The sequence below is a fragment of the Streptomyces sp. NPDC048521 genome (assembly GCF_043199855.1).
Taxonomy (GTDB): Bacteria; Actinomycetota; Actinomycetes; order Streptomycetales; family Streptomycetaceae; genus Streptomyces.
The window spans coordinates 12,896-33,135 of the sequence record NZ_JBICWR010000004.1 but is presented as its reverse complement, the minus strand read 5'-3'; the positions used below and the strand labels follow the sequence as shown (position 1 = coordinate 33,135).

Sequence of the window (20,240 nt, the reverse complement as noted above, 5' to 3'; positions counted from 1 at the left end):
GCTCAGTCCGGCTTGGGCATGGCGCGCAGGCGTTCGACCTGGGTGTGGCTGAGGTCGTTCGCGCGACGCATGTGCCGGGTGATCGCCTTCAGCTCGTCCTCGCTGTGGTCGTCCAGGATCGTCTGCCAGGTCCGGCCGAGGTCGTCCCACAGCGCGGTGACGCGGGCGAGGCGCTCCGGGACCGGGGTGACCAGCACCCGGCGGCGGTCCTGCCGGTCGGGGGTGCGGGCGACGTAGCCCTCTCGTTCGAGCCGGTCCACCAGGCGGGTGGCCGAGCCCGTGGTGAGGCCCGTGCGGTCGGCGATCTGCTTGACCGTGAGCGGCTCGGCCTCGGCCGTCAGCAGGCTCAGGCACTGCACGTCGGTCGGGTGCAGCCCGAGGTGGTCGGCGACGGCCTGGTTGAACAGGACGTACGCCGCCAGATAGCGGCGGGACTCCATCGACAACTCCTCGTACAGCCGGGCCCGGCGCGGGTCCGTCATGGGATCCCCTCTCCAGATCACTGCGTGACGCAGCAACTTCCTGCTATTCTCCTGCGCGACGCAGTCAATGCATCATGCAGTAATTCTATCCATGGGGGGACCACCATGCTCACCGTCGCCGTCACCGGTGCCACCGGCGCCCAGGGCGGAGCCACCGCCCGCGCCCTGCTCGCCGCCGGCCACCGCGTCCGCGCCCTCACCCGCCGCCCGCACGCACCGTCCGCCGACGCCCTGCGCAGCCTGGGGGCCGAGGTCCGGCACGCCGACTTCGACGACCGCGCCTCGCTCGACGCGGCCCTCGCCGGCACCGACGCGCTCTTCGCCGTCACCACCCCGTTCGGCACCGACACCGCCACCGAGATCCGGCAGGGCAAGACCCTCGTGGACGCCGCCGCGGACGCCCGCCTCGGCCACGTCCTGTTCACCTCGGCCGCCCACGCCGACCGGGGCACCGGCGTGCCGCACTACGAGAGCAAGCACGCGGTCGAGCGGCACCTGCGTGCGTCCGGTGTGCCCTGGACGGTGATCGCCCCGGCCGCGTTCATGGACAACTACGCGAGCGGCTGGACCCTCGACGGGCTGCGCGACGGCACCTTCGCCTGGCCCATGCCGGCCGACCGGCCCCTCACGCTCATCCCCGCCGACGACATCGGCGCGTTCGCCGCGCTGGTCCTGGGGCGCCGCGCGGAGTTCACCGGCCGCCGGATCGACATCGCCTCCGACGAGTGCACCCCCGCCCAGATCGCGGCCGTCCTGGCCGCCGCCACCGGCAGTCCGATCACCCACCGGGAAGTGCCCCTGGACCACGTGCGGACCAGGTCCGAGGACCTGGCGTCGATGTTCGCGTACTTCACGACGTCCGGCCTCGACGTCGACGTGCCCGGGCTGCGCCGCGCCCACCCCGAGGTCGGCTGGCACTCCTTCACCGACTGGGCCGCCGCCCAGGACTGGCCCGCGCTGCTGGAACGGCACACCGGGCACGGCACCCTTTCCCACCACGGGTGACGACCGCTCACCGGTCCATTCCCACCGTTGGCCAAGCCGGCCGAGGTCACCGACGGACTCGGCCTCAAAGACACACCCCTGGGAGGACCTCCCAGGGGTGTGCCGGAGCCGGAAGGCCCTCGGACGGGGATCACTGCACGACGGTGATCCGGTCGGCCTGCGGAGGGGTGATCGGGGAGGTCGGCGCCGAGTTCGCCGTCAGGTACTTCTCCAGGGCCGCCAGGTCGTCCGAGCCGACCAGGTCGTTCGTGCCCTGGCCCAGCGTCGGGAAGCCGTCGCCGCCGCCCGCGAGGAAGCTGTTGGTGGCGACGCGGTAGGTGGCCGCCGGGTCGATCGGGGCGCCGTTCAGGCGGATGGAGTCGGTGACCACGCGGTCCGCGCCGGACTTGGTCAGGTCCAGGGTGTAGGTGAGCCCGGCGGACGGCTGGAGGATCTTGGGCGCCGCCGCGTTGACCCCGCTCACCTGCTCCTTGAGCACCTGGACCAGCTGGGCGCCGGTGAAGTCCTGCAGGTTCACGGTGTTGGCGAACGGCTGGACCGTGAAGCCCTCGGCGTAGGTGACCACTCCGTCGCCCTCGGCGCCCTTGGCCGCGTAGGTCAGGCCGGCCCGCACCCCGCCCGGGTTCATCAGCGCGAGGCTGGTCCTCGGGTCCAGTTCCTTGCCGTGGGCGAGCTGCGCGTCGGCGATCAGGTCGCCCATCGGGGACTCGGTGCCGGTGTTGCCGATGTCGGCGGAGACGTAGCCGATGGGGCGGTTGCCTATCGGCGCGGCCAGGGTGTTCCACCTGCCGATCAGGTCCGTCATGTCCTGCGCCTTGGGCACGTCCCGGGTGACCACGTGGTTCGCGGACCTCACCGCCGTACGCGCGATGTCGCCGGTGCGGCGGTCGTAGGTCAGCGTGGTGTCGGTGTAGAGGCGGCCGAAGGAGGACGCCGAGGTGACCATGCGGGGCCGGCCGGACGGGTCGGGGACCGTGCAGACGTACGCCTGATGGGTGTGGCCGGTGACCAGGGCGTCCACCGCCGGGGTCACGCTCTTGGCGATGTCGACGATCGGGCCGGAGATGCCGTCGCCCGCGCCCGGGGAGTCGCAGTCGTAGTTGTAGGAGCCGGAGGCCGGGAAGCCGCCCTCGTGGATCAGGGCCACGATCGACTGCACGCCCTGGCGCTGGAGCACCTTGGCGTACTTGTTGATCGTCTCGGCCTCGTCCTTGAAGCTCAGGCCCTTCACGCCGTCCGCCGAGACGATGCCCGGGGTGCCCTCCAGCGTGACGCCGATGAAGCCGATCCGGACGTCCTTCTTCTTCCAGATCCAGTACGGCTTCAGGATGGGCTTGCCGGTCTTGTCGTCCAGGACGTTCGCCGCCAGGTACGGGAAGTCGGCGCCCTGGAACTCCTCGTCCGTGTAGCAGCCGTCCTTCGGGTGGCAGCCGCCGTTCTGCAGGCGGGCCAGCTCCTGGGCGCCCTCGTCGAACTCGTGGTTGCCGACCGAGGTGACGTCCAGGTCCAGCTTGTTCAGCGCCTCGACGGTGGGCTCGTCGTGGAACAGGCCCGACAGCAGCGGGGAGGCGCCGACCATGTCGCCGCCGGCCGCGGTGATCGAGTACGGGTGGCCCTGGCGGGCCGTGCGGAGGTGGGTCGCGAGGTACTCGACACCGCCCGCGTCGACCGTCTTCGTCGTGCCGTCCGGCTGGAGTTCGCCGACCCGGCCGGAGGAGCCCGACGGCGGTTCGAGGTTGCCGTGCAGATCGTTGAAGGACAGCAGCTGGACGTCCTGGTAGCGGCCAGGACGGCCGTGCCCGTGGCCACCCCGGTCGGCATGCGCCTGTGCGGGCAGCGCGGCGGCCAGAGCGGCGACCGTGGCGAGACCGGCGGTCGCCGCGAGGAACGCGGAGGTACGGCGTCTGGTGCGCCGGGGTACGGCTGGCATGGAACCCCCCTGTGGGTCGGCTGCGATGAGTGGGCCGGCAGCGCAGCCTAAGGTCAACGCGCGTAGCGCGACAGGGGGTTCGTGGTTACATCCTGGTTTCCCTTTGCCGATCCCTTACCGGCTCAGGTGCCGGGACTTCCCCCCGGCCGCCCCGTACCCTCGTACGCATGAGCAGCGACGACACCGTACGGGCCTTTCCCTCCCGCTCCATCGAGACCTACTCCGCGCTCACCCCCGACCATGCCGAGGCCGTGCTCACCCTGCTCGCCGAGGCCGCCCGGGTCGACGGACAGCAGCCGGTGTCCGAGCAGGGCCGGCTGCAGCTGCGCGGAGGCGCCCGCGAGGGCGTCTCGCATCTGCTGCTGACCATCGACGGCGAACTCGTCGGCTACGCCCAGTTGGAGGACACCGACCCGGTGGAGGCGCCGGCCGCCGAGCTGGTCGTCCACCCCGCGCACCGCGGGCACGGGCACGGTCGGGCGCTCGGTGCGGCGCTGCTCGCCGCCTCCGGCAAGCGGCTGCGGGTGTGGGCGCACGGCGGGCACGCCGCCGCCCGGCACCTCGCCCAGGTGCTCGGCCTGACCCTCTTCCGTGAACTGCGTCAGATGAGGCGCGCGTTGACCGACCTGGAGCTGCCCGACCCGGTGCTGCGCGAGGGCGTGACCGTGCGCGCCTTCGTGCCCGGCAAGGACGACGCGGCCTGGCTCGCGGTCAACGCGGCCGCCTTCGCCCACCACCCCGAGCAGGGGTCGCTGACCCAGCGGGACCTCGACGCCCGCAAGGCCGAGCCGTGGTTCGACCCGGCCGGGTTCTTCCTCGCCGAGCGGCGCGGGGAACTGGTCGGCTTCCACTGGACCAAGGTGCACGCCGAGGAGGGGCTCGGCGAGGTGTACGTCCTCGGGGTGCGGCCCGGTGAGCAGGGCGGCGGGCTCGGCAAGGCGCTCACCACGATCGGGCTGCGCCATCTGGCCCGGCAGGGGCTGCCGACCGCGATGCTCTACGTCGACGCCGACAACACGGCGGCGGTGTCGGTGTACGAGCGGCTGGGGTTCACGGTCTATGAGACCGACCTGATGTACCGCACCGAAACCTGACGTACACCGCGTGGCGGAAGGCGAGGGGCGGTCGCCTTGACGACCGCCCCTCTCTTGCACCACCCTTTCACTACTCAATTAGTGAAAGGGTGGTGCTACGCGTGGTCGCGTACCGCATCGACCGGCACAGCGGGGTCGCCACCTACGTCCAGATCGTCCAGCAGACCAGACAGGCGCTCCGCATGGGCCTGCTGCAGCCCGGAGACAGACTGCCCACGGCACGCGAAGTCGTCGAAGCCACCGCCATCAACCCCAACACCGTCCTGAAGGCGTACCGGGAACTGGAACGCGAAGGCCTGGTCGAAGCACGACGGGGTCTCGGGACCTTCGTGCGGCGCTCCCTGGGCACCGCCCAGGTCGACTCCGCGCTCCGCGCCGACCTGGAGACCTGGGCCGAAAGGGCCCGCACCTGCGGGCTGGACCGGGACGACGTGGCCGCACTCTTCACTGCCGTGCTCGACAGGCACTTCCAGGGAGAACCCTCATGAGCGACACGGTGATCGAGGCCACCGGCCTCGGCAGGCGCTTCGGCCGCCGGGGCGGCTGGGCGCTCTCGCCGTCGGCACCCTCACCGCGCTGCTGCGCCGCACGCTGACCGCCCTCGGCACCGCGTTCGCCGCGATGGCGCTGGTCCGGTTCCTGCCGGGCCGCTGCCGCCCGTACCTGTGGCCGACGGTGACCCGTACCTCGCCGGAGCCGTTCGTACTGCCCCGGAACGCCTGGCAGGGGCCCACCGGGCGCGATGCCGGCGGCCACCACGCGGTCTGGCACCCCGCCTCCCCTTCTGCCCCCTGCACCTGGTGGAGACCGGCATCGTCCTGGCCCTGACCGCGCTCGCGACCGCCGCCGCGCACGCGGTACCGCGCCGCCGGGCCGGCTGAGCCGCATCGCGCACCGGTCCGGTAGGTCCGCCCACGGGGGAGGGACCTACCGGACCGGCGTTTTCGCATCCGGGAACCCCTTGGAGCCGCCCCGCGCTATCCCGCACGTCATGTCGCCGTAACCATCGATTCAGACGGGCTTGCGACGCTCGGCCAATGAAGCCCGCCGTGCCAGAGCCTTCGCCGCCCCCCGAGGGGCCCGCGCAGAACGGGGCCGTGACGCTCCCGCCCGCACGTTCCGACGCGCCTGTCACGCTCGTGGCGCGGAAGAATGGGGTCATGAGTCAGCAAGACACCCAGGCAGAGGTTCAGCACCCGCAGCCCTCTGTGGGCTCCATCGCCGCGCACCGGCCCCACACCGTCGCCGCGGTCGTTTCCGACCTGGAACCCGACCTCGATGCCGACCTCGACGTGTACGAGGAGGCGCAGGGTGACGGGGCTCCCCTGCCCCAGGGGCGCTTCCTCGACCGGGAGCGCAGCTGGCTCGCGTTCAACGAGCGCGTCCTGGAGCTGGCCGAGGACCCGAACACGCCCCTGCTGGAGCGCGCCAACTTCCTGGCGATCTTCGCCAGCAACCTGGACGAGTTCTTCATGGTGCGGGTGGCCGGCCTGAAGCGCCGTATCGCCACCGGGGTCGCCACCCGCTCCGCCTCGGGCCTCCAGCCGCGCGAGGTGCTGGAGATGATCTGGGCCCGCTCCCGCGAGCTGATGGCCCGGCACGCCGCCTGCTACCACGAGGACGTCGCCCCCGCGCTCGCGGAGGAGGGCATCCACCTGGTCCGCTGGAACGAGCTGACCGAGAAGGAGCAGGCCCGGCTCTTCACGCTCTTCCGGCACCAGATCTTCCCGGTCCTCACCCCGCTGGCCGTGGACCCCGCGCACCCCTTCCCGTACATCTCCGGCCTGTCCCTGAACCTGGCCGTCGTCGTACGCAACCCGGTCAGCGGCCACAAGCACTTCGCGCGCGTGAAGGTGCCCCCGCTGCTGTCCCGCTTCCTGGAGGCCGCACCCGGCCGGTACGTCCCCCTCGAGGACGTCATCGCCGCCCACCTCGAGGAACTCTTCCCGGGCATGGAGGTGCTGGAGCACCACGCCTTCCGGCTCACCCGCAACGAGGACCTGGAGGTCGAGGAGGACGACGCCGAGAACCTGCTCCAGGCCCTGGAGAAGGAACTCATGCGGCGCCGCTTCGGCCCGCCGGTGCGCCTGGAGGTCGAGGAGTCCATCGACCGCGAGGTGCTGGACCTGCTGGTGCGCGAGCTGAAGATCTCCGAGGCCGAGGTCTACCCGCTGCCCGGTCCCCTGGACCTCACCGGCCTCTTCCGCATCCACAGCCTCGACCGGCCGGAGCTGAAGTACCCGAAGTTCATCGCCGGCACCCACCGCGACCTCGCCGAGGTCGAGTCGGCGTCCGCGCCGGACATCTTCGCGGCCCTGCGCGCCCGTGACGTGCTCCTGCACCACCCGTACGACTCCTTCTCCACCTCCGTGCAGGCGTTCCTGGAGCAGGCGGCGGCCGACCCCGACGTCCTCGCCATCAAGCAGACCCTGTACCGCACCTCCGGCGACTCCCCGATAGTGGACGCGCTCATCGACGCCGCCGAGTCCGGCAAGCAGGTCCTGGTCCTGGTCGAGATCAAGGCCCGCTTCGACGAGCACGCCAACATCAAGTGGGCCCGCAAGCTGGAGGAGGCCGGCTGCCACGTGGTCTACGGCCTGGTCGGCCTGAAGACGCACTGCAAGCTGTCCCTCGTGGTCCGCCAGGAGGGCGAGACCCTGCGCCGCTACAGCCACGTCGGCACCGGCAACTACCACCCGAAGACAGCCCGCCTGTACGAGGACCTGGGCCTGCTCACCGCCGACCCGCAGGTCGGCGCGGACCTCTCCGACCTCTTCAACCGCCTGTCCGGCTACTCCCGCCGCGAGACCTACCGCAGGCTGCTCGTCGCCCCCAAGTCCCTGCGGGACGGCCTGGTCGCGCGGATCGACAAGGAGGTCCAGCACCACCGTGCGGGCCGTCCGGCCTTCGTCCGCATCAAGGTCAACTCCATGGTCGACGAGGCGGTCATCGACGCGCTGTACCGGGCCTCCCAGGCGGGCGTGCCGGTCGACATCTGGGTACGCGGCATCTGCGCCGTCCGCCCGGGCGTCACGGGCCTGTCGGAGAACATCCGGGTCCGCTCCATCCTCGGCCGCTTCCTCGAGCACTCCCGGGTCTTCGCCTTCGGCAACGGCGGCGAACCCGAGGTGTGGATCGGCAGCGCCGACATGATGCACCGCAACCTCGACCGCCGGATAGAAGCCCTGGTCCGGGTCATCGACCCCGGCCACCGCGCAGCCCTCAACCGGCTGCTGGACACCGGCATGTCCGACACCACCGCCTCCTGGCACCTCGGCCCGGACGGCGAGTGGACGCGACACGCGGTCGACGGGGACGGCCAATCCCTGCGCAACGTCCAGGAGATGCTCATTGACGCCCGGAGGCGCCGGCGTGGCACAGCAACACCTTGACCCGACGGGCCCCACGGCCGGCGCGACGACAGGGGAGGCCCTCGCGGCGTACCTGCGCGCCCAGGCCACGCAGTTCCTCCGCGCGCTGCGTCTGCACCGGGAGACCGGCGGCGGCTCCGTGGCCGGCGCGGAGGGGTCCGTCGACGCGGCACGCGCCCTGCGCCGCTCGGCCCGCCGCATCAGCGCCAGCCTGCACACCTTCCGCCCCCTCCTCGACCCCGGTTGGTCGGAGGAGATGCGCCCGGAACTGGCCTGGCTGTCCGGCACGCTGGGCCTGGAGCACGCGTACGAGTCCCGTCTGGAACGGCTGTTGCTGGCGTTGCACCGGTTGTCAGGGGCCGCCGCCTTTCCGGAACAGGCCGACACGGCCGCGGGCAGTCGTGCCGCTGGGGCGGCTCCCGTCCCCCTGACAGCGGCACTGGAGAACGCCGGTGGCCCTGCCCACGCCACGGCCACCCGGGAACGCGGCAACCTCACCGTGGGCGCGGCCAAAGCAGGCGCCCTCCTGGAACGCCAACTGACCCTGGCCCGGACCCGGGCCCACTCCACCGCCCTCCAGGCCCTCGGATCCAGTCGCTTCCACGCCGTCACGGACAAGATCGCCGTACTCGCCAGCGAGGTCCCCCTCACACCCGCCGCCCCCGCCACCGACCTGCGCCCCCTCGCCACCGCGGCCGAGGAACGCCTCATGGACGCCATCACCGCCCTCCCCCTGGTCACCGCGGGCCACCCCTACAACGCGGAGGCGCTGGTGCACGGCCTGTCCCCGGACCCGGCCCCCCACCCGCAGGACGGCCCCTGGCACCAGGTCCGCCTGTTGCTGCGTCTGCACCGGTACGCCGGTGAGGTGCTGAACGGCGGCAACGCGCCGGTGGACATGCGGCTGCTGACGGCCGGACAGTCCCTGAACCGGCACCGGGACGCCTCGGAGGCCGCCGCGGCGGCCACGCAGGCGGCCCGCACCCCGCGCATCGCCCCCGCCACGGCGTACGCGCTCGGCGTGCTCCACGCCGACCAGCGGCACGAGGTGGAGGCGGCCAGGTTCGCCTTCCAGCAGGCCTGGCAGAAGCAGACCGTCCACGCACCCTGAACCCCCACGAGGAGGCGGCGTGAACGACACCGAGGTCCAGGCGGCGGGCTGCGTGCTCTGGCGCCGCTCGCCGGTCGCCGGCGACCTGGAGATCTGCCTGGTCCACCGGCCGAAGTACGACGACTGGTCCCACCCCAAGGGCAAGCTCAAAGCGGGTGAGGACCCGCTCGCGGGCGCCCTGCGCGAGGTCGCGGAGGAGACCGGGTTCACGGCCGAGCCCGGCAGCGAGCTGCCGGCACTGCGCTATCTGGCCAACGGCCGCCCCAAGCGAGTGCGTTACTGGTCCGCGGAGGCGGTTTCCGGCCACTTCACGCCGACCGACGAGGTGGACCGCATCCTGTGGCTCTCCCCCGCCGCCGCCCGCGGCCGGCTCACCCAGCCCCGCGACCGGGACCTGGTGGACGCCTTCCTCCGGCCGTCCGCCCACCTGCCACGGTGGGACTGAGCGCCGTCACGGGGCCGCCGTGTGCCCCTCCGCGTCCGCACGGGCCTGGCTGCGGGCCCGGCGGGCGGGGCCGCGCCAGCCACAGCTGCACCTGGCCACGCAGAAGCGGCCCTGTTCGGTCGTCGTCGTGAGGTGTTCCTGCCCGGACCGGGCGGGCTCCGGCCCGTCCTGATACGCCGCGGTGACTGCCACGACGACCACGGTACCCAGCCCGCGGCACAGGTCTCGTACGGCCCCGTCCCGCCTTCCTCCGCCTTTACCTCCGCCCCCGGCGGAGCGTGACGTACGCCCCGGGCGGAGCGTGACGGCGCGTGACGGCGCCCCCTACCCGTCGTTAACCGGACGACAGGGGGCCCGTGACGGACGTACCGGCTTGGGGGTAGGCAGGCGATGGATCGGCGGCAGCACGGACGCGCGGGCAGGACGGTCCTCGCGGTGGGCATCATGCTCGGCCTGGGCGCGGGTGCCACGGCCTGTTCCGGCAGCGGAGCCGCCGCCGAGGACGTCAAGGGGGCGGGAGACCCGGTCGCCGTCCTGCACCGGGCCGCCGACACGCTGGGCGGTGCGGGCAGCTCCAAGGCCAGCACGTCGATGGAGATGGCCACGGGCGGCACCCGGGTCACCATCCGCGGCAAGGGCGTCTACGACTACCGGCACCGGCTCGGCCGGCTCACCGTCGTCCTGCCCGAGGACCCCGCGGGCACCTCCGGACACCGGCCCATCACCGAGCTCCTCGCCCCGGGCGCCCTGTTCATGAAGAACCGGGGCGCCGGTGTGCCCGCCGACAAGTGGGTACGGGTGGAGACCGCGTCGCTGTCCGACGGGAATCTGGTCACCGGCGGCGTGACCGACCCGTACGCGGCGGCCGAGGTGCTGCGCGGGACGCGTACGGCGACCTATGTCGGCAGGACCGAGGTCGGCGGCACCGAGGTGCGGCACTACCGGGGGACGGCGGACCTGAACCGGGCGGCGCGATACGCCTCCGCCGGCAACGCGGCGGCCCTCTCGGCGGCGGCGACCGGGTTCGCCACGGCCCAGGTGCCGTTCGACGTCTACCTGGACGACCAGGGCCGCATCCGCAAGCTCAGGCAGCGCTTCAGCTTCGTCAACGGCCGCCAGAAGACGGCCGTGGCGGTCGCCTCGACCACGCTGCTGTACGACTTCGGTGCCGCCGCGGACGTACGGCTGCCGCGTCCGGCGGACATCTACGCGGGCCGGATCGCCGAGAACGAGCCACCGCACTAGTCCGGTGCGCCACCCTCGAACTAGCCCGTCCGTGCCATGCGCGGTGTGTAGAGCCCTGCCTACCCTAGGAAGTCGGTGACGGCAGGGAAGAGGTGAGGCGGGTGGCTGCGGTCGGCGGTACGGCGGTTCAGGACCACGTGGCCCTCGCCGAGATCGAGCTGTGCGGAGAGCTGATCATCGCCGCCTCGGCCGCCGAGGACCGGCTCAGCCTGGAGAGCATCGACGAGGTGCTGCGGGTGGCCGAGGAGCGACAGGGCTGAGCGCCGCCGAAGGACGCGCCGCCGGGTCTCAGGTGCGCAGCAGGCGGCCGATCGCCTTCGTCGCCTCGTCCACCTTCGCGTCGACCTCGTCACCGCCCTTGACGGCCGCGTCCGCCACACAGTGCCGCAGGTGCTCCTCCAGCAGTTGCAGCGCGAAGGACTGCAGGGCCTTGGTGGAGGCGGAGACCTGCGTGAGTATGTCGATGCAGTACGTGTCCTCCTCGACCATGCGCTGCAGACCGCGGATCTGGCCCTCGATCCGGCGCAGCCGCTTGAGGTGCTCGTCCTTCTGCTTGTGGTAGCCGTGCGTGGCGCCGGCCTCGGTCGTCGTCATCGCGGGCCTCCAGGTCGGGACGAGCTGCGGATACATACCCCTACTGGGTATATGGTAACGAATTTTGCCGGGTAGGAGGGCCTTGGTACGCCCCCGTGCTGATCACTCTGTCCGATGGGCGACACTGGGGGACGGCCCGATAGCCGTGGCCGGATGATGCGCCTAGCATCAGCCTGACCGAAACCGAAGCACCCCGAGGACCCCACGTGCGCTTTCGTCTGACCCCCAGGGAGACGAGCTTCTACGACATGTTCGCCGCCTCCGCGGACAACATCGTCACGGGCTCGAAGCTCCTGATGGAACTGCTCGGGGCGGACTCCTCCGCCCGGGCCGAGATCGCAGAGCGTATGCGGGCCGCGGAACACGCAGGTGACGACGCCACGCATGCGATCTTCCACCAGCTGAACTCCTCGTTCATCACGCCGTTCGACCGGGAGGACATCTACTCCCTCGCCGGATCCCTGGACGACATCATGGACTTCATGGAGGAGGCCGTCGACCTGGTCGTCCTCTACAACGTCGAGGAACTGCCCAAGGGCGTCGAGCAGCAGATCGAGGTCCTGGCCCGGGCCGCCGAGCTGACGGCCGAGGCCATGCCGAACCTGCGCACGATGGACAACCTCACCGAGTACTGGATCGAGGTCAACCGGCTGGAGAACCAGGCGGACCAGATCCATCGCAAGCTGCTCGCCCACCTCTTCAACGGCAAGTACGACGCGATCGAGGTGCTCAAGCTCAAGCAGATCGTGGACGTCCTGGAAGAGGCGGCGGACGCGTTCGAGCACGTGGCGAACACGGTGGAGACCATCGCCGTCAAGGAGTCCTGAAGCGTCGATGGACACCTTCGCCCTGATAGTGACCGTCGCGGTCGCGCTCTTCTTCACGTACACCAACGGTTTCCACGACTCCGCGAACGCGATCGCCACGTCGGTGTCGACGCGGGCGCTGACCCCGCGGGCGGCCCTCGCCATGGCGGCCGTGATGAACCTCGCCGGCGCCTTCCTGGGCTCCGGCGTCGCCAAGACGGTCAGCGAGGGCCTGATCGAGACACCCCAGGGCTCGAAGGGGATGGGCATCCTCTTCGCCGCACTGGTCGGCGCGATCGTCTGGAACCTCGTCACCTGGTACTTCGGCCTGCCCTCCTCGTCCTCCCACGCGCTGTTCGGCGGCATGGTGGGTGCGGCGCTGGCGGGGGGCACGGAGGTGCTCTGGGACGGCGTCCTCGACAAGATCGTCATCCCGATGTTCGTGTCCCCGGTCGTGGGCCTGATCGTCGGTTACCTGATGATGACGGCGATCATGTGGCTGTTCCGCCGGTCGAACCCGCACAAGGCCAAGCGGGGCTTCCGTATCGCACAGACCGTGTCGGCGGCCGCCATGGCGCTCGGCCACGGTCTCCAGGACGCCCAGAAGACCATGGGTGTCGTGGTGCTGGCACTGGTCATTTCCGGCCACGAGACGTTCGGTGACCCGATCCCGGTGTGGGTGAAGATCGTCTGCGCGATGATGCTGTCGCTGGGCACGTACGCGGGTGGCTGGCGCATCATGCGCACGCTGGGCCGCAAGATCATCGAGCTCGACCCGCCTCAGGGCTTCGCGGCCGAGACGACCGGTGCGTCGATCATGTTCACCACGGCGTTCCTGTTCAAGGCGCCGATCTCCACGACCCACGTGATCACCTCGGCGATCATGGGCGTGGGCGCGACCAAGCGCGTGAACGCCGTCCGCTGGGGCGTGGCCAAGAACATCGTCCTCGGCTGGTTCATCACGATGCCGGCCGCGGCGCTGGTCGCCGCGCTGGCCTTCGGCCTGGTGAACCTGACGGTGCTGTAACCCCCGGACAGAATGCAGTGGGCCCGCCCCCGGAAGCCGGGGGCGGGCCCTTCTGCGTCCTCACGGTGGCACCGCCATGCAGCACCGCGAGGGGTCCACCACAACCGCCCGGCTCAGCCGAAGCGGCCGCGCACCGCGTCCGTCAGCCGAAGCGCCCGGAGATGTAGTCCTCCGTGGCCTGGACCGACGGGTTGGAGAAGATCCGCTCGGTGTCGTCGATCTCGATCAGACGGCCCGGCTGCCCCACCGCCGCCAGGTTGAAGAACGCCGTACGGTCCGAGACACGCGCCGCCTGCTGCATGTTGTGCGTCACGATGACGATCGTGAAGCGTTCCTTCAGCTCACCGATCAGATCCTCGATGGCGAGCGTGGAGATCGGGTCCAGCGCGGAGCACGGCTCGTCCATGAGCAGCACGTTCGGCTCGACCGCGATCGCCCGCGCGATGCACAGACGCTGCTGCTGACCACCCGACAGGCCGGACCCCGGCTTGTTCAGGCGGTCCTTCACCTCGTTCCAGAGGTTCGCGCCCTTCAGGGACCTCTCGACGATGTCGTTCAGATCCGACTTCTTGTAGTTGCCGTTCAGCCGCAGGCCCGCGGCCACGTTGTCGAAGATCGACATCGTGGGGAACGGGTTCGGGCGCTGAAAGACCATGCCCACCTCACGGCGGACGGACACCGGGTCGACACCGGCGCCGTACAGGTCCTCGTCGTCCAGGAGCACCTTGCCCTCGACGCGACCGCCGGGGGTGACCTCGTGCATACGGTTCAGCGTGCGCAGGAACGTCGACTTGCCGCAGCCGGAGGGGCCGATGAACGCCGTCACCGACCGCGGCTCCACGGTCATCGAGATGTCCTCGATCGCCTTGTGGGAGCCGTAGAAGGCGGTGAGGCCGCTTACGTCGATTCGCTTGGCCATGTCTGCTTCACTTCCAGAGATTCAAGCTCGGTCGCTGTGTGGCCGCGTCAGCGGCCGGCCGCGCGGGGGTAGCCGCACATCGTCAACGCGGGGCCTTCCAGCGGGCGATGCCGCGGGCCACCAGGTTGAGGATCATCACGAAGGCGATCAGCGTGAGGGACGCCGCCCACGCGCGGTCGTACGCCGCTCCGGAGCCCGCGCTGTTGGCGAACTGCTGGTAGATGTACAGCGGCAGCGACGCCTGCGCGCCCTCGAAGGGGTTGTCGTTGATGAACGGGTTGCCGAACACCAGCAGCAGCACCGGCGCGGTCTCACCGGCGATACGGGCGACCGCCAGCATGATGCCGGTGGTGATACCGCCGATGGAGGTCGGCAGGACCACCTTCAGGATGGTCCGCCACTTGGGCACGCCGAGCGCCAGAGACGCCTCGCGCAGCTCGTTCGGGACGAGCTTGAGCATCTCCTCCGTGGAGCGGACGACGACCGGCATCATCAGGATGGCCAGGGCCAGCGAACCGGCGAAGCCGAACGGCTGCATATCGAAGATGAGCATCAGGCTGAGGATGAACAGGCCCGCGACGATCGACGGGATGCCCGTCATGACGTCGACGAAGAACGTGACGGCCTGGGCGAGCCGGCCCCGGCCGTACTCCACCAGGTAGATCGCGGTGAGCACGCCGATCGGGGCGCCGATGAGGGTGGCGAGGCCGACCTGCTCCAGGCTGCCGATGATGGCGTGGTAGATGCCGCCGCCGGGCTCGGTGTCGGCGACGACCCCCATCGAGTGGGTCAGGAAGTAGACGTCGAGGACCTTCGCACCGCGCGCGGCGGTCACCCAGATCAGGGAGACCAGCGGCACCACGGCGAGCAGGAAGGCCACCCAGACGAGGCTGGTGGCGACGCGGTCCTTGGCCTGGCGGCGCCCCTCGACGCGCGCGGCGATGCCGAACGTGCCGAGGACGAAGAGGACAGCGGCGATCAAGCCCCACTGGATCTCGCTGTCCAGGCCGGCGGCCAGACTGATGCCGATTCCCAGGGCGAGGGAGCCGGCGGCGATGGCCCACGGCGTCCACCGGGGCAGGCTGGCGGCGCGCAGCGTGTTGGGCCGCTTGTCGGTGACGGCTGCGGTGCTCATGCGTTGGCCCCCGAGTACTCCGCGCGACGGGCGATGATCAGCCGGGCCGCGCCGTTGACCACCAGGGTGATGACGAACAGGACCAGACCGGAGGCGATGAGCGCGTCCCGGCCGAACTCGTTCGCCTCGCTGAACTTGCCGGCGATGTTCTGGGCGAAGGTGCCGCCGCCCGGGTTGAGCAGGCTGGCCTGGATGTCGAAGGACGGCGAGAGCACGGTGGCGACGGCCATCGTCTCGCCGAGCGCGCGGCCGAGGCCGAGCATCGAGGCGGAGATCACGCCGGAGCGGCCGAAGGGCAGCACGGACATCCGGACGACCTCCCAGCGCGTGGCGCCGAGGGCCAGGGCCGCCTCCTCGTGCATCTGCGGGACCTGGCGGAAGACCTCACGGCTCACGTTGGTGATGATCGGCAGGATCATGATCGCGAGCAGGATGCCGACGGTGAGCATCGAGCGCGGCGCGCCCTGGTCCCAGGAGAAGACGCCGGTCCAGCCGAAGAACTCGTTGAGCCAGCCGAACAGGCCGTTCATGTGCGGGACGAGCACGAGGGCGCCCCACAGGCCGTACACGATGGACGGCACGGCGGCGAGCAGGTCGATCACGTAGGCGACCGGGCCGGACATGCGGCGCGGAGCGTAGTGCGTGATGAACAGCGCGATGGCGACCGCGACCGGCACCGCGATGACCATGGCGATGACCGAGGAGACGATCGTGCCGAAGACCAGGACCGCGATGCCGAACTTCGGTTCGAGGACGTTGGTGTTCCACTCGAACGTGGTCAGGAAGTTCGCGTGGTCCTTGCTGATCGCGAGGGCGGCGCGGTAGGTGAGGAAGGCCGCGATGGCGGCCATGATCGCCAGCAGCAGGATGCCGGAGCCTCGGGACAGGCCGAGGAAGATGCGGTCACCGGGGCGCGTGGCGCCACGGGCCGCGCGCTTGTGCTCGGCGATCGTGGGCTGGGGGGCGGGAGGGGGTACGTCGGTTGTCGTCGATATGTCCATCGGGTTCTCCGGTCTGCGGAGCCGTACCCCCCAGGGGGCGGCGGCTCATGGCGGCGGTGCACCGGACGGTGCGGCCCGGCCCTGCCGGGTACCGGGCCGCACTCTCGGATCAGATCAGCTCAGGCCCTCGATGGTCGTGCGGACCTTGGAGATGATGTCGGCGGGCACGGGCGCGTAGCCGATGCTCGGGAGGATCTTCTGGCCGTCCTCGCCGGCGATGTAGCGCAGGAAGGCCTTGGTGGCGGGCAGGGTGTCCGCCTTGTTGCCCTTGTCACACACGATCTCGTAGGTGACCAGGGTGATCGGGTAGGCGCCCTCGGCCTTGGTCTGGTAGTCCAGCTTCAGCGAGAGGTCCTTGCCGGTGCCGACGATCTTGGCGGCGGCGATGTCGGCGGTGGCGCTCTCGGAGCTGGGCGCGACCGGCTTGCTGGCGCCGGTGTCGATGGACACGGCCTTGAGGCCGTCCTTGACGTAGGACAGCTCGAAGTAGCCGATGGCGCCGGAGGTCTGCTTCACCTGCTGGGCCACACCCGCGGACTGCGGAGCGGACTGGCCGCCCTTGGCCTGCCAGGCCTTGCCGCCGGAGTACTTCCAGTTGTCCGGGGTGGTGGCGATCAGGTACTTGGTGAAGTTGTCCGTGGTGCCGGACTCGTCCGAGCGGTGGAACGCCTGGATCTTCAGGTCAGGAAGCTTCACGCCCTTGTTCAGGGCGGCGATCGCCGGGTCGTTCCACTTGGTGATCTTGCTGTCGAAGATCTTGGCGAGGGTCGGGGCGTCCAGGACCAGGTTGTCGACACCCGGGACGTTGTAACCGATGGCGATCGGGCCGCCGACCATCGGCAGGTCGATGCCCTGGCCGTCGGAGCAGACCTTCTTGGAGGCGGTGACCTCTTCGGGCTTCAGCGCGGAGTCGGAACCGGCGAAGGCGACCTGGCCCTGCGTGAACGCGGTGACACCGGCGCCCGAGCCGCCGCCCTTGTAGTTGATCTGCACGCCACAGGCCTGGGAGAAGTTCTTCACCCAGGCGTCGATCGCGTTCTTCTGCGCGGAGGAGCCGTCTGCGAGCAGCTGACCCTTGGCGTCGTCGCACTTGATCGAGCCGGCGCCCGCGGAAGCCGACGAGTTGCCCGACGTCTTGCCACCGTCACCGTTGTCGTCGGAGCCGCACGCCGTCAGGGCCAGGGCGCCGGAGACGGCGATCGCACCGAGCGAGAGGGCGCGCAGCCGGTTCTTGCGCTGAAGCTTCACTTTCGGGAGTTCCTTCCAGGAGCCGCCGCTGTCGGCGGCGTGCGAAGTCGTGAGATGCGTGAGAGCGCATGTATGGCCGCACTCCGCACCGTGCACGGCCGAAACTAGGCAGAACAGGTGAAGCCGCCGATGGCCGGAAGTGAACGAGGGGTGAACCCCTGCCGTCGGCCCGGTGAGGTCACGGAATGCTCACGGGGAGAACACATGGAGGTTCCGGCAGCCGGGTTGCACGCACGCGTATTCGACGTTCGTCCCTCGGCCGGGGAACCCCGGTGGGCAAGGCGTCGTCTCGTTCCAGGAGAGCCGAGGAAAGGCGACGGAGACATGGAACGGCGTACGTTCATCTCGGGCGGCGCGGCTGCCCTGGCGACGACGGCACTGACCGCGTGCAGTGCGGGCGGCGACGACTCGGCCTCGGCGGCGCGCAGCGGTACGCCGTCCCGCTCATCGTCCCTGACGACCCTGAAGGCCACCGGCGCGAACGCCGCCGCGAACTGGGCGGCCCTCGCCCGTGACCTGGACGGCACCCTGGTGCGGCCCGGTGACGCGTCCTGGACGACGGCCCACCAGCTGTACAACACCCGCTTCGACGGCCTGAAGCCGGCCGCGGTGGCCTATGTCGCGCACACCGCCGACATCCGGACGACCCTGGCCTACGCCCACGCGCACGGCATACGGGTGTCCATACGCAACGGCGGCCACTCCTACGCGGGTTACTCCTCCGGCGACAACCGTCTGGTCCTCGACGTGTCCAGGCTGAACCGGGTCCGGGTGAGCGGCGGCCAGGCGGTCGTGGGCGCCGGCTCCAAGCTGATCGACGTCTACCGGGCACTGGCCGCCAAGGGCGTGACCATACCGGCCGGCTCCTGTCCCACCGTCGGCGTCTCCGGCCTGGTGCTCGGCGGCGGGCACGGGGTCGCCTCCCGCGCCTACGGCCTCACCTGCGACAGCCTCACCCAGGCCACCCTGATCACGGCCGACGGCACCCAGGTCACCGCCGACGCGAGTCACCACTCCGACCTGTTCTGGGCGCTGCGCGGCGCGGGCAACGGCAACTTCGGCGTCGTCACCGAGCTGCACTTCAAGACCCACCCGGCACCGCAGGCGGTCACCGCCTACCTGACCTGGCCCTGGGCGAAGGCGGCCGCAGTGCTCAAGGCGTGGCAGGCGTGGGGCCCGAGCCAGCCCGACGAGATCTGGTCCTCCCTGCACCTGGCGTGCTCGCCGGGCCGGACCCCGACCATCTCCGTGGCCTGCTTCTCCCTCGGCACCTACGGCGAACTGCAGAACGCCGTGGACCGCCTGGCCCACCAGGCCGGCGCGAACGCGTCCTCGGTCTCCCTGCGCCGCCGGGGCTACGAGGAGGCGATGGAGATCTACGCCGGCTGCTCCTCCTTCTCCACCGACGCGCAGTGCCATCTGCCCGGCTCCACCCCGGGCCGCTCACCGCAGGGCAGGCTCGGCCGTGAGACCTACGCGGCCCGCTCCGACTTCTTCGACCGCTCGCTGTCCCCGGCGGGCATCCAGACCGTGCTGAAGCAGATCCGCTCGGTGCGGGGCGGCGCGGGCAGCATCGCGTTCACGGCGCTCGGCGGCGCGGTCAACCGGGTCTCGCCGACCGCGACGGCGTTCGTCCACCGCCGCTCCCGGATGCTGGCCCAGTACATCGCCTCCTGGGGTGCGGGCGCCTCCGGCAGCACCGCCCAGTCCTGGCTGACCTCGGCCCACGACGCGATGAAGCCGTACGCCTCGGGTGCCGCGTACCAGAACTACAGCGACCCGACGCTGAAGGACTGGCGCAAGGCGTACTACGGGGACGCGGCGACGCGGCTGGCGAAGGTGAAGAAGAGCTACGACCCGCAGCGCTTCTTCTCCTACGCGCAGGGACTGTAGCCGGGGAGCGGCCTGGCCTGACCGGGGGTCCGTCGGGCCGGTCGCCCGGCTCCCCGCGCCGCCGGGCGGTCGCTGCGCCGGCGGCTACGCAGCGAGGTCGCGCTCCTCTGACTCCACGGACGTGCGGGCGTTCGGCAGCAGGGCGTCCCGGCGGGCCGCCCCGGCCGACCGGCTCCGCACGAGCCACCCGGCGCGCGGCGAACGCTCCACGGCCCGCATCAGCGGGGTGAGCAGCGCCATGGCCGGCGGGGAGAGCAGCAGGACGACGGCCGTGCCCAGTGCGAAGCCGCCGACGACGTCCGTCGGGTAGTGCACGCCCATGTAGACCCGGCAGAAGCCCTCCAGCAGGGCCAGGCCGATGCCCGCGATGCCGAAGCGGCGGTTGGCGACGAAGAGTCCCACGCCGAGCGCCATCGTGATCGTCGCGTGGTCGCTGACGAAGGAGAAGTCGGACTTGCCGGAGACCAGGACGTCCAGGCCCCGGTGGTCGACGAAGGGGCGGGGGCGTTCGACGAAGCCCCGGATCGGGACGTTCACCAGGACGGCGAGCCCGGCCGCGAGCGGGGCCCACACCAGCGCGGCCACCGAGGGCGCCGCGTCCTCGTCGCCCCGGCGCCGCACGGACCGCCAGCACCACAGGATCAGCAGCACCATCGCGAGCAGCAGGCCGTACTCGCCCACGAACTCCATGATCCGGTCGAACCAGTGCGGGGCGTGCTTGGCCAGGCCATTGATGTCGTAGAGCAGGTCGACGTCGGGGTTCGATCCGGATTCGGCGAGTACAGCCATGGTGCTGCGGCCCCTTCGTCGTCTTCCCGGGACGCACTTCATGTGCGTCGCTCCTGCCCCCGTGGTTCGTAGATCCGCTTCCGCTGCACTACCGCACTGACGTCCGCTCGGCTACGTCAACAGGAACGCACAGCCCCCATTGATA

20 protein-coding genes are annotated in these 20,240 nt (G+C 70.9%); 11 read left to right on the top strand and 9 right to left on the bottom strand.

Annotated features, from left to right (window positions below; translation table 11 throughout):
- Positions 1-2: 2 nt before the first annotated feature.
- Positions 3-482, bottom strand: a complete 480-nt coding sequence (locus ACGFRF_RS10985; protein WP_393738408.1) for a MarR family winged helix-turn-helix transcriptional regulator — start codon at positions 480-482, stop codon at positions 3-5.
- A gap of 105 nt (positions 483-587) precedes the next feature.
- Here ACGFRF_RS10985 and ACGFRF_RS10980 point away from each other — a divergent pair, with 105 nt between their 5' ends.
- Positions 588-1,487: an NmrA/HSCARG family protein gene (locus ACGFRF_RS10980; protein ID WP_393738406.1), complete on the top strand. Its 900-nt coding sequence runs from the start codon at positions 588-590 to the stop codon at positions 1,485-1,487.
- A gap of 130 nt (positions 1,488-1,617) precedes the next feature.
- Here ACGFRF_RS10980 and ACGFRF_RS10975 read toward each other — a convergent pair whose 3' ends face one another.
- Positions 1,618-3,417, bottom strand: a complete 1,800-nt coding sequence (locus ACGFRF_RS10975) for a bifunctional metallophosphatase/5'-nucleotidase (RefSeq protein ID WP_393738404.1) — start codon at positions 3,415-3,417, stop codon at positions 1,618-1,620.
- A gap of 167 nt (positions 3,418-3,584) precedes the next feature.
- Here ACGFRF_RS10975 and mshD point away from each other — a divergent pair, with 167 nt between their 5' ends.
- The 5 genes from mshD (at position 3,585) to ACGFRF_RS10950 (ending at position 9,438) form a co-directional block, all read left to right on the top strand.
- Positions 3,585-4,511, top strand: coding sequence for a mycothiol synthase (gene mshD, locus ACGFRF_RS10970; RefSeq protein ID WP_393738402.1), 927 nt, complete (start codon positions 3,585-3,587; stop codon positions 4,509-4,511).
- Between the two features lie 101 nt (positions 4,512-4,612).
- On the top strand, positions 4,613-4,999 hold the full coding sequence (locus ACGFRF_RS10965) for a GntR family transcriptional regulator (RefSeq protein ID WP_393738400.1): 387 nt from the start codon (positions 4,613-4,615) through the stop codon (positions 4,997-4,999).
- A gap of 549 nt (positions 5,000-5,548) precedes the next feature.
- Positions 5,549-7,903 carry an RNA degradosome polyphosphate kinase gene (locus tag ACGFRF_RS10960; RefSeq protein ID WP_393738398.1) on the top strand — a complete coding sequence of 785 codons (2,355 nt, stop codon included), beginning with the start codon at positions 5,549-5,551 and terminating at the stop codon, positions 7,901-7,903.
- A complete protein-coding gene (locus ACGFRF_RS10955; protein WP_393738396.1) occupies positions 7,884-8,993 on the top strand; it encodes a CHAD domain-containing protein in 1,110 nt (369 codons plus the stop codon). The genes ACGFRF_RS10960 and ACGFRF_RS10955 overlap by 20 nt, the downstream gene beginning before the upstream one ends.
- A 19-nt stretch (positions 8,994-9,012) precedes the next feature.
- The gene (locus tag ACGFRF_RS10950; RefSeq protein ID WP_393738394.1) at positions 9,013-9,438 is read left to right on the top strand and encodes an NUDIX hydrolase; all 426 of its coding nucleotides are present in this window, start codon (positions 9,013-9,015) and stop codon (positions 9,436-9,438) included.
- Positions 9,439-9,444: 6 nt separating this feature from the next.
- Here the strand turns inward: ACGFRF_RS10950 and ACGFRF_RS10945 are convergent, their stop codons facing one another.
- Positions 9,445-9,630, bottom strand: a complete 186-nt coding sequence (locus tag ACGFRF_RS10945) for a hypothetical protein (RefSeq protein WP_393738392.1) — start codon at positions 9,628-9,630, stop codon at positions 9,445-9,447.
- A 198-nt stretch (positions 9,631-9,828) separates the two neighbouring features.
- Between ACGFRF_RS10945 and ACGFRF_RS10940 the strand changes: the two genes are divergently transcribed.
- Both ACGFRF_RS10940 and ACGFRF_RS10935 read left to right on the top strand, forming a co-directional pair.
- Positions 9,829-10,683, top strand: a complete 855-nt coding sequence (locus ACGFRF_RS10940) for a hypothetical protein (RefSeq protein ID WP_393738390.1) — start codon at positions 9,829-9,831, stop codon at positions 10,681-10,683.
- A gap of 101 nt (positions 10,684-10,784) precedes the next feature.
- The gene (locus ACGFRF_RS10935; RefSeq protein WP_393739381.1) at positions 10,785-10,943 is read left to right on the top strand and encodes a hypothetical protein; all 159 of its coding nucleotides are present in this window, start codon (positions 10,785-10,787) and stop codon (positions 10,941-10,943) included.
- Positions 10,944-10,971: 28 nt separating this feature from the next.
- On the opposite strand, the gene ACGFRF_RS10930 is transcribed toward ACGFRF_RS10935, so the two are convergent.
- Positions 10,972-11,277 carry a metal-sensitive transcriptional regulator gene (locus tag ACGFRF_RS10930; RefSeq protein WP_393738388.1) on the bottom strand — a complete coding sequence of 102 codons (306 nt, stop codon included), beginning with the start codon at positions 11,275-11,277 and terminating at the stop codon, positions 10,972-10,974.
- Between the two features lie 206 nt (positions 11,278-11,483).
- On the opposite strand from ACGFRF_RS10930, the gene ACGFRF_RS10925 reads away from it, so the two are divergent.
- Positions 11,484-12,104, top strand: a complete 621-nt coding sequence (locus ACGFRF_RS10925) for a DUF47 domain-containing protein (protein WP_208033008.1) — start codon at positions 11,484-11,486, stop codon at positions 12,102-12,104.
- 7 nt (positions 12,105-12,111) lie between these two features.
- Complete coding sequence (locus ACGFRF_RS10920; RefSeq protein WP_393738386.1) at positions 12,112-13,110, top strand: anion permease; 999 nt, start codon at positions 12,112-12,114, stop codon at positions 13,108-13,110.
- A 142-nt stretch (positions 13,111-13,252) separates the two neighbouring features.
- Here ACGFRF_RS10920 and pstB read toward each other — a convergent pair whose 3' ends face one another.
- The 4 genes from pstB to pstS form a co-directional block, all read right to left on the bottom strand.
- The gene (gene pstB / locus ACGFRF_RS10915; RefSeq protein WP_393738384.1) at positions 13,253-14,029 is read right to left on the bottom strand and encodes a phosphate ABC transporter ATP-binding protein PstB; all 777 of its coding nucleotides are present in this window, start codon (positions 14,027-14,029) and stop codon (positions 13,253-13,255) included.
- Positions 14,030-14,111: 82 nt separating this feature from the next.
- The gene (gene pstA, locus ACGFRF_RS10910; RefSeq protein WP_393738382.1) at positions 14,112-15,164 is read right to left on the bottom strand and encodes a phosphate ABC transporter permease PstA; all 1,053 of its coding nucleotides are present in this window, start codon (positions 15,162-15,164) and stop codon (positions 14,112-14,114) included.
- Positions 15,161-16,165: a phosphate ABC transporter permease subunit PstC gene (gene pstC, locus ACGFRF_RS10905; RefSeq protein WP_393738380.1), complete on the bottom strand. Its 1,005-nt coding sequence runs from the start codon at positions 16,163-16,165 to the stop codon at positions 15,161-15,163. The genes pstA and pstC overlap by 4 nt, the downstream gene beginning before the upstream one ends.
- Before the next feature lie 114 nt (positions 16,166-16,279).
- Complete coding sequence (gene pstS / locus ACGFRF_RS10900; RefSeq protein ID WP_393738378.1) at positions 16,280-17,413, bottom strand: phosphate ABC transporter substrate-binding protein PstS; 1,134 nt, start codon at positions 17,411-17,413, stop codon at positions 16,280-16,282.
- 324 nt (positions 17,414-17,737) lie between these two features.
- Here pstS and ACGFRF_RS10895 point away from each other — a divergent pair, with 324 nt between their 5' ends.
- Positions 17,738-19,306 (top strand): FAD-binding oxidoreductase, encoded by a 1,569-nt coding sequence (locus ACGFRF_RS10895; RefSeq protein WP_393738376.1) that lies wholly within the window; start codon positions 17,738-17,740, stop codon positions 19,304-19,306.
- A gap of 84 nt (positions 19,307-19,390) precedes the next feature.
- Here the strand turns inward: ACGFRF_RS10895 and ACGFRF_RS10890 are convergent, their stop codons facing one another.
- A complete protein-coding gene (locus tag ACGFRF_RS10890; RefSeq protein ID WP_393738374.1) occupies positions 19,391-20,095 on the bottom strand; it encodes a phosphatase PAP2 family protein in 705 nt (234 codons plus the stop codon).
- Positions 20,096-20,240 lie beyond the last annotated feature (145 nt).

Coding starts and splice junctions, on each gene's coding strand:
- ACGFRF_RS10890 (WP_393738374.1), bottom strand. CDS start 20,095: ATGGCTGTACTCGCCGAATCCGGATCGAACCCCGACGTCGACCTGCTC.
- ACGFRF_RS10975 (WP_393738404.1), bottom strand. CDS start 3,417: ATGCCAGCCGTACCCCGGCGCACCAGACGCCGTACCTCCGCGTTCCTC.
- ACGFRF_RS10940 (WP_393738390.1), top strand. CDS start 9,829: ATGGATCGGCGGCAGCACGGACGCGCGGGCAGGACGGTCCTCGCGGTG.
- pstA (WP_393738382.1), bottom strand. CDS start 15,164: ATGAGCACCGCAGCCGTCACCGACAAGCGGCCCAACACGCTGCGCGCC.
- ACGFRF_RS10930 (WP_393738388.1), bottom strand. CDS start 11,277: ATGACGACGACCGAGGCCGGCGCCACGCACGGCTACCACAAGCAGAAG.
- ACGFRF_RS10980 (WP_393738406.1), top strand. CDS start 588: ATGCTCACCGTCGCCGTCACCGGTGCCACCGGCGCCCAGGGCGGAGCC.
- pstB (WP_393738384.1), bottom strand. CDS start 14,029: ATGGCCAAGCGAATCGACGTAAGCGGCCTCACCGCCTTCTACGGCTCC.
- ACGFRF_RS10895 (WP_393738376.1), top strand. CDS start 17,738: ATGGAACGGCGTACGTTCATCTCGGGCGGCGCGGCTGCCCTGGCGACG.
- mshD (WP_393738402.1), top strand. CDS start 3,585: ATGAGCAGCGACGACACCGTACGGGCCTTTCCCTCCCGCTCCATCGAG.
- pstC (WP_393738380.1), bottom strand. CDS start 16,165: ATGGACATATCGACGACAACCGACGTACCCCCTCCCGCCCCCCAGCCC.
- ACGFRF_RS10960 (WP_393738398.1), top strand. CDS start 5,549: ATGAAGCCCGCCGTGCCAGAGCCTTCGCCGCCCCCCGAGGGGCCCGCG.
- ACGFRF_RS10920 (WP_393738386.1), top strand. CDS start 12,112: ATGGACACCTTCGCCCTGATAGTGACCGTCGCGGTCGCGCTCTTCTTC.
- ACGFRF_RS10985 (WP_393738408.1), bottom strand. CDS start 482: ATGACGGACCCGCGCCGGGCCCGGCTGTACGAGGAGTTGTCGATGGAG.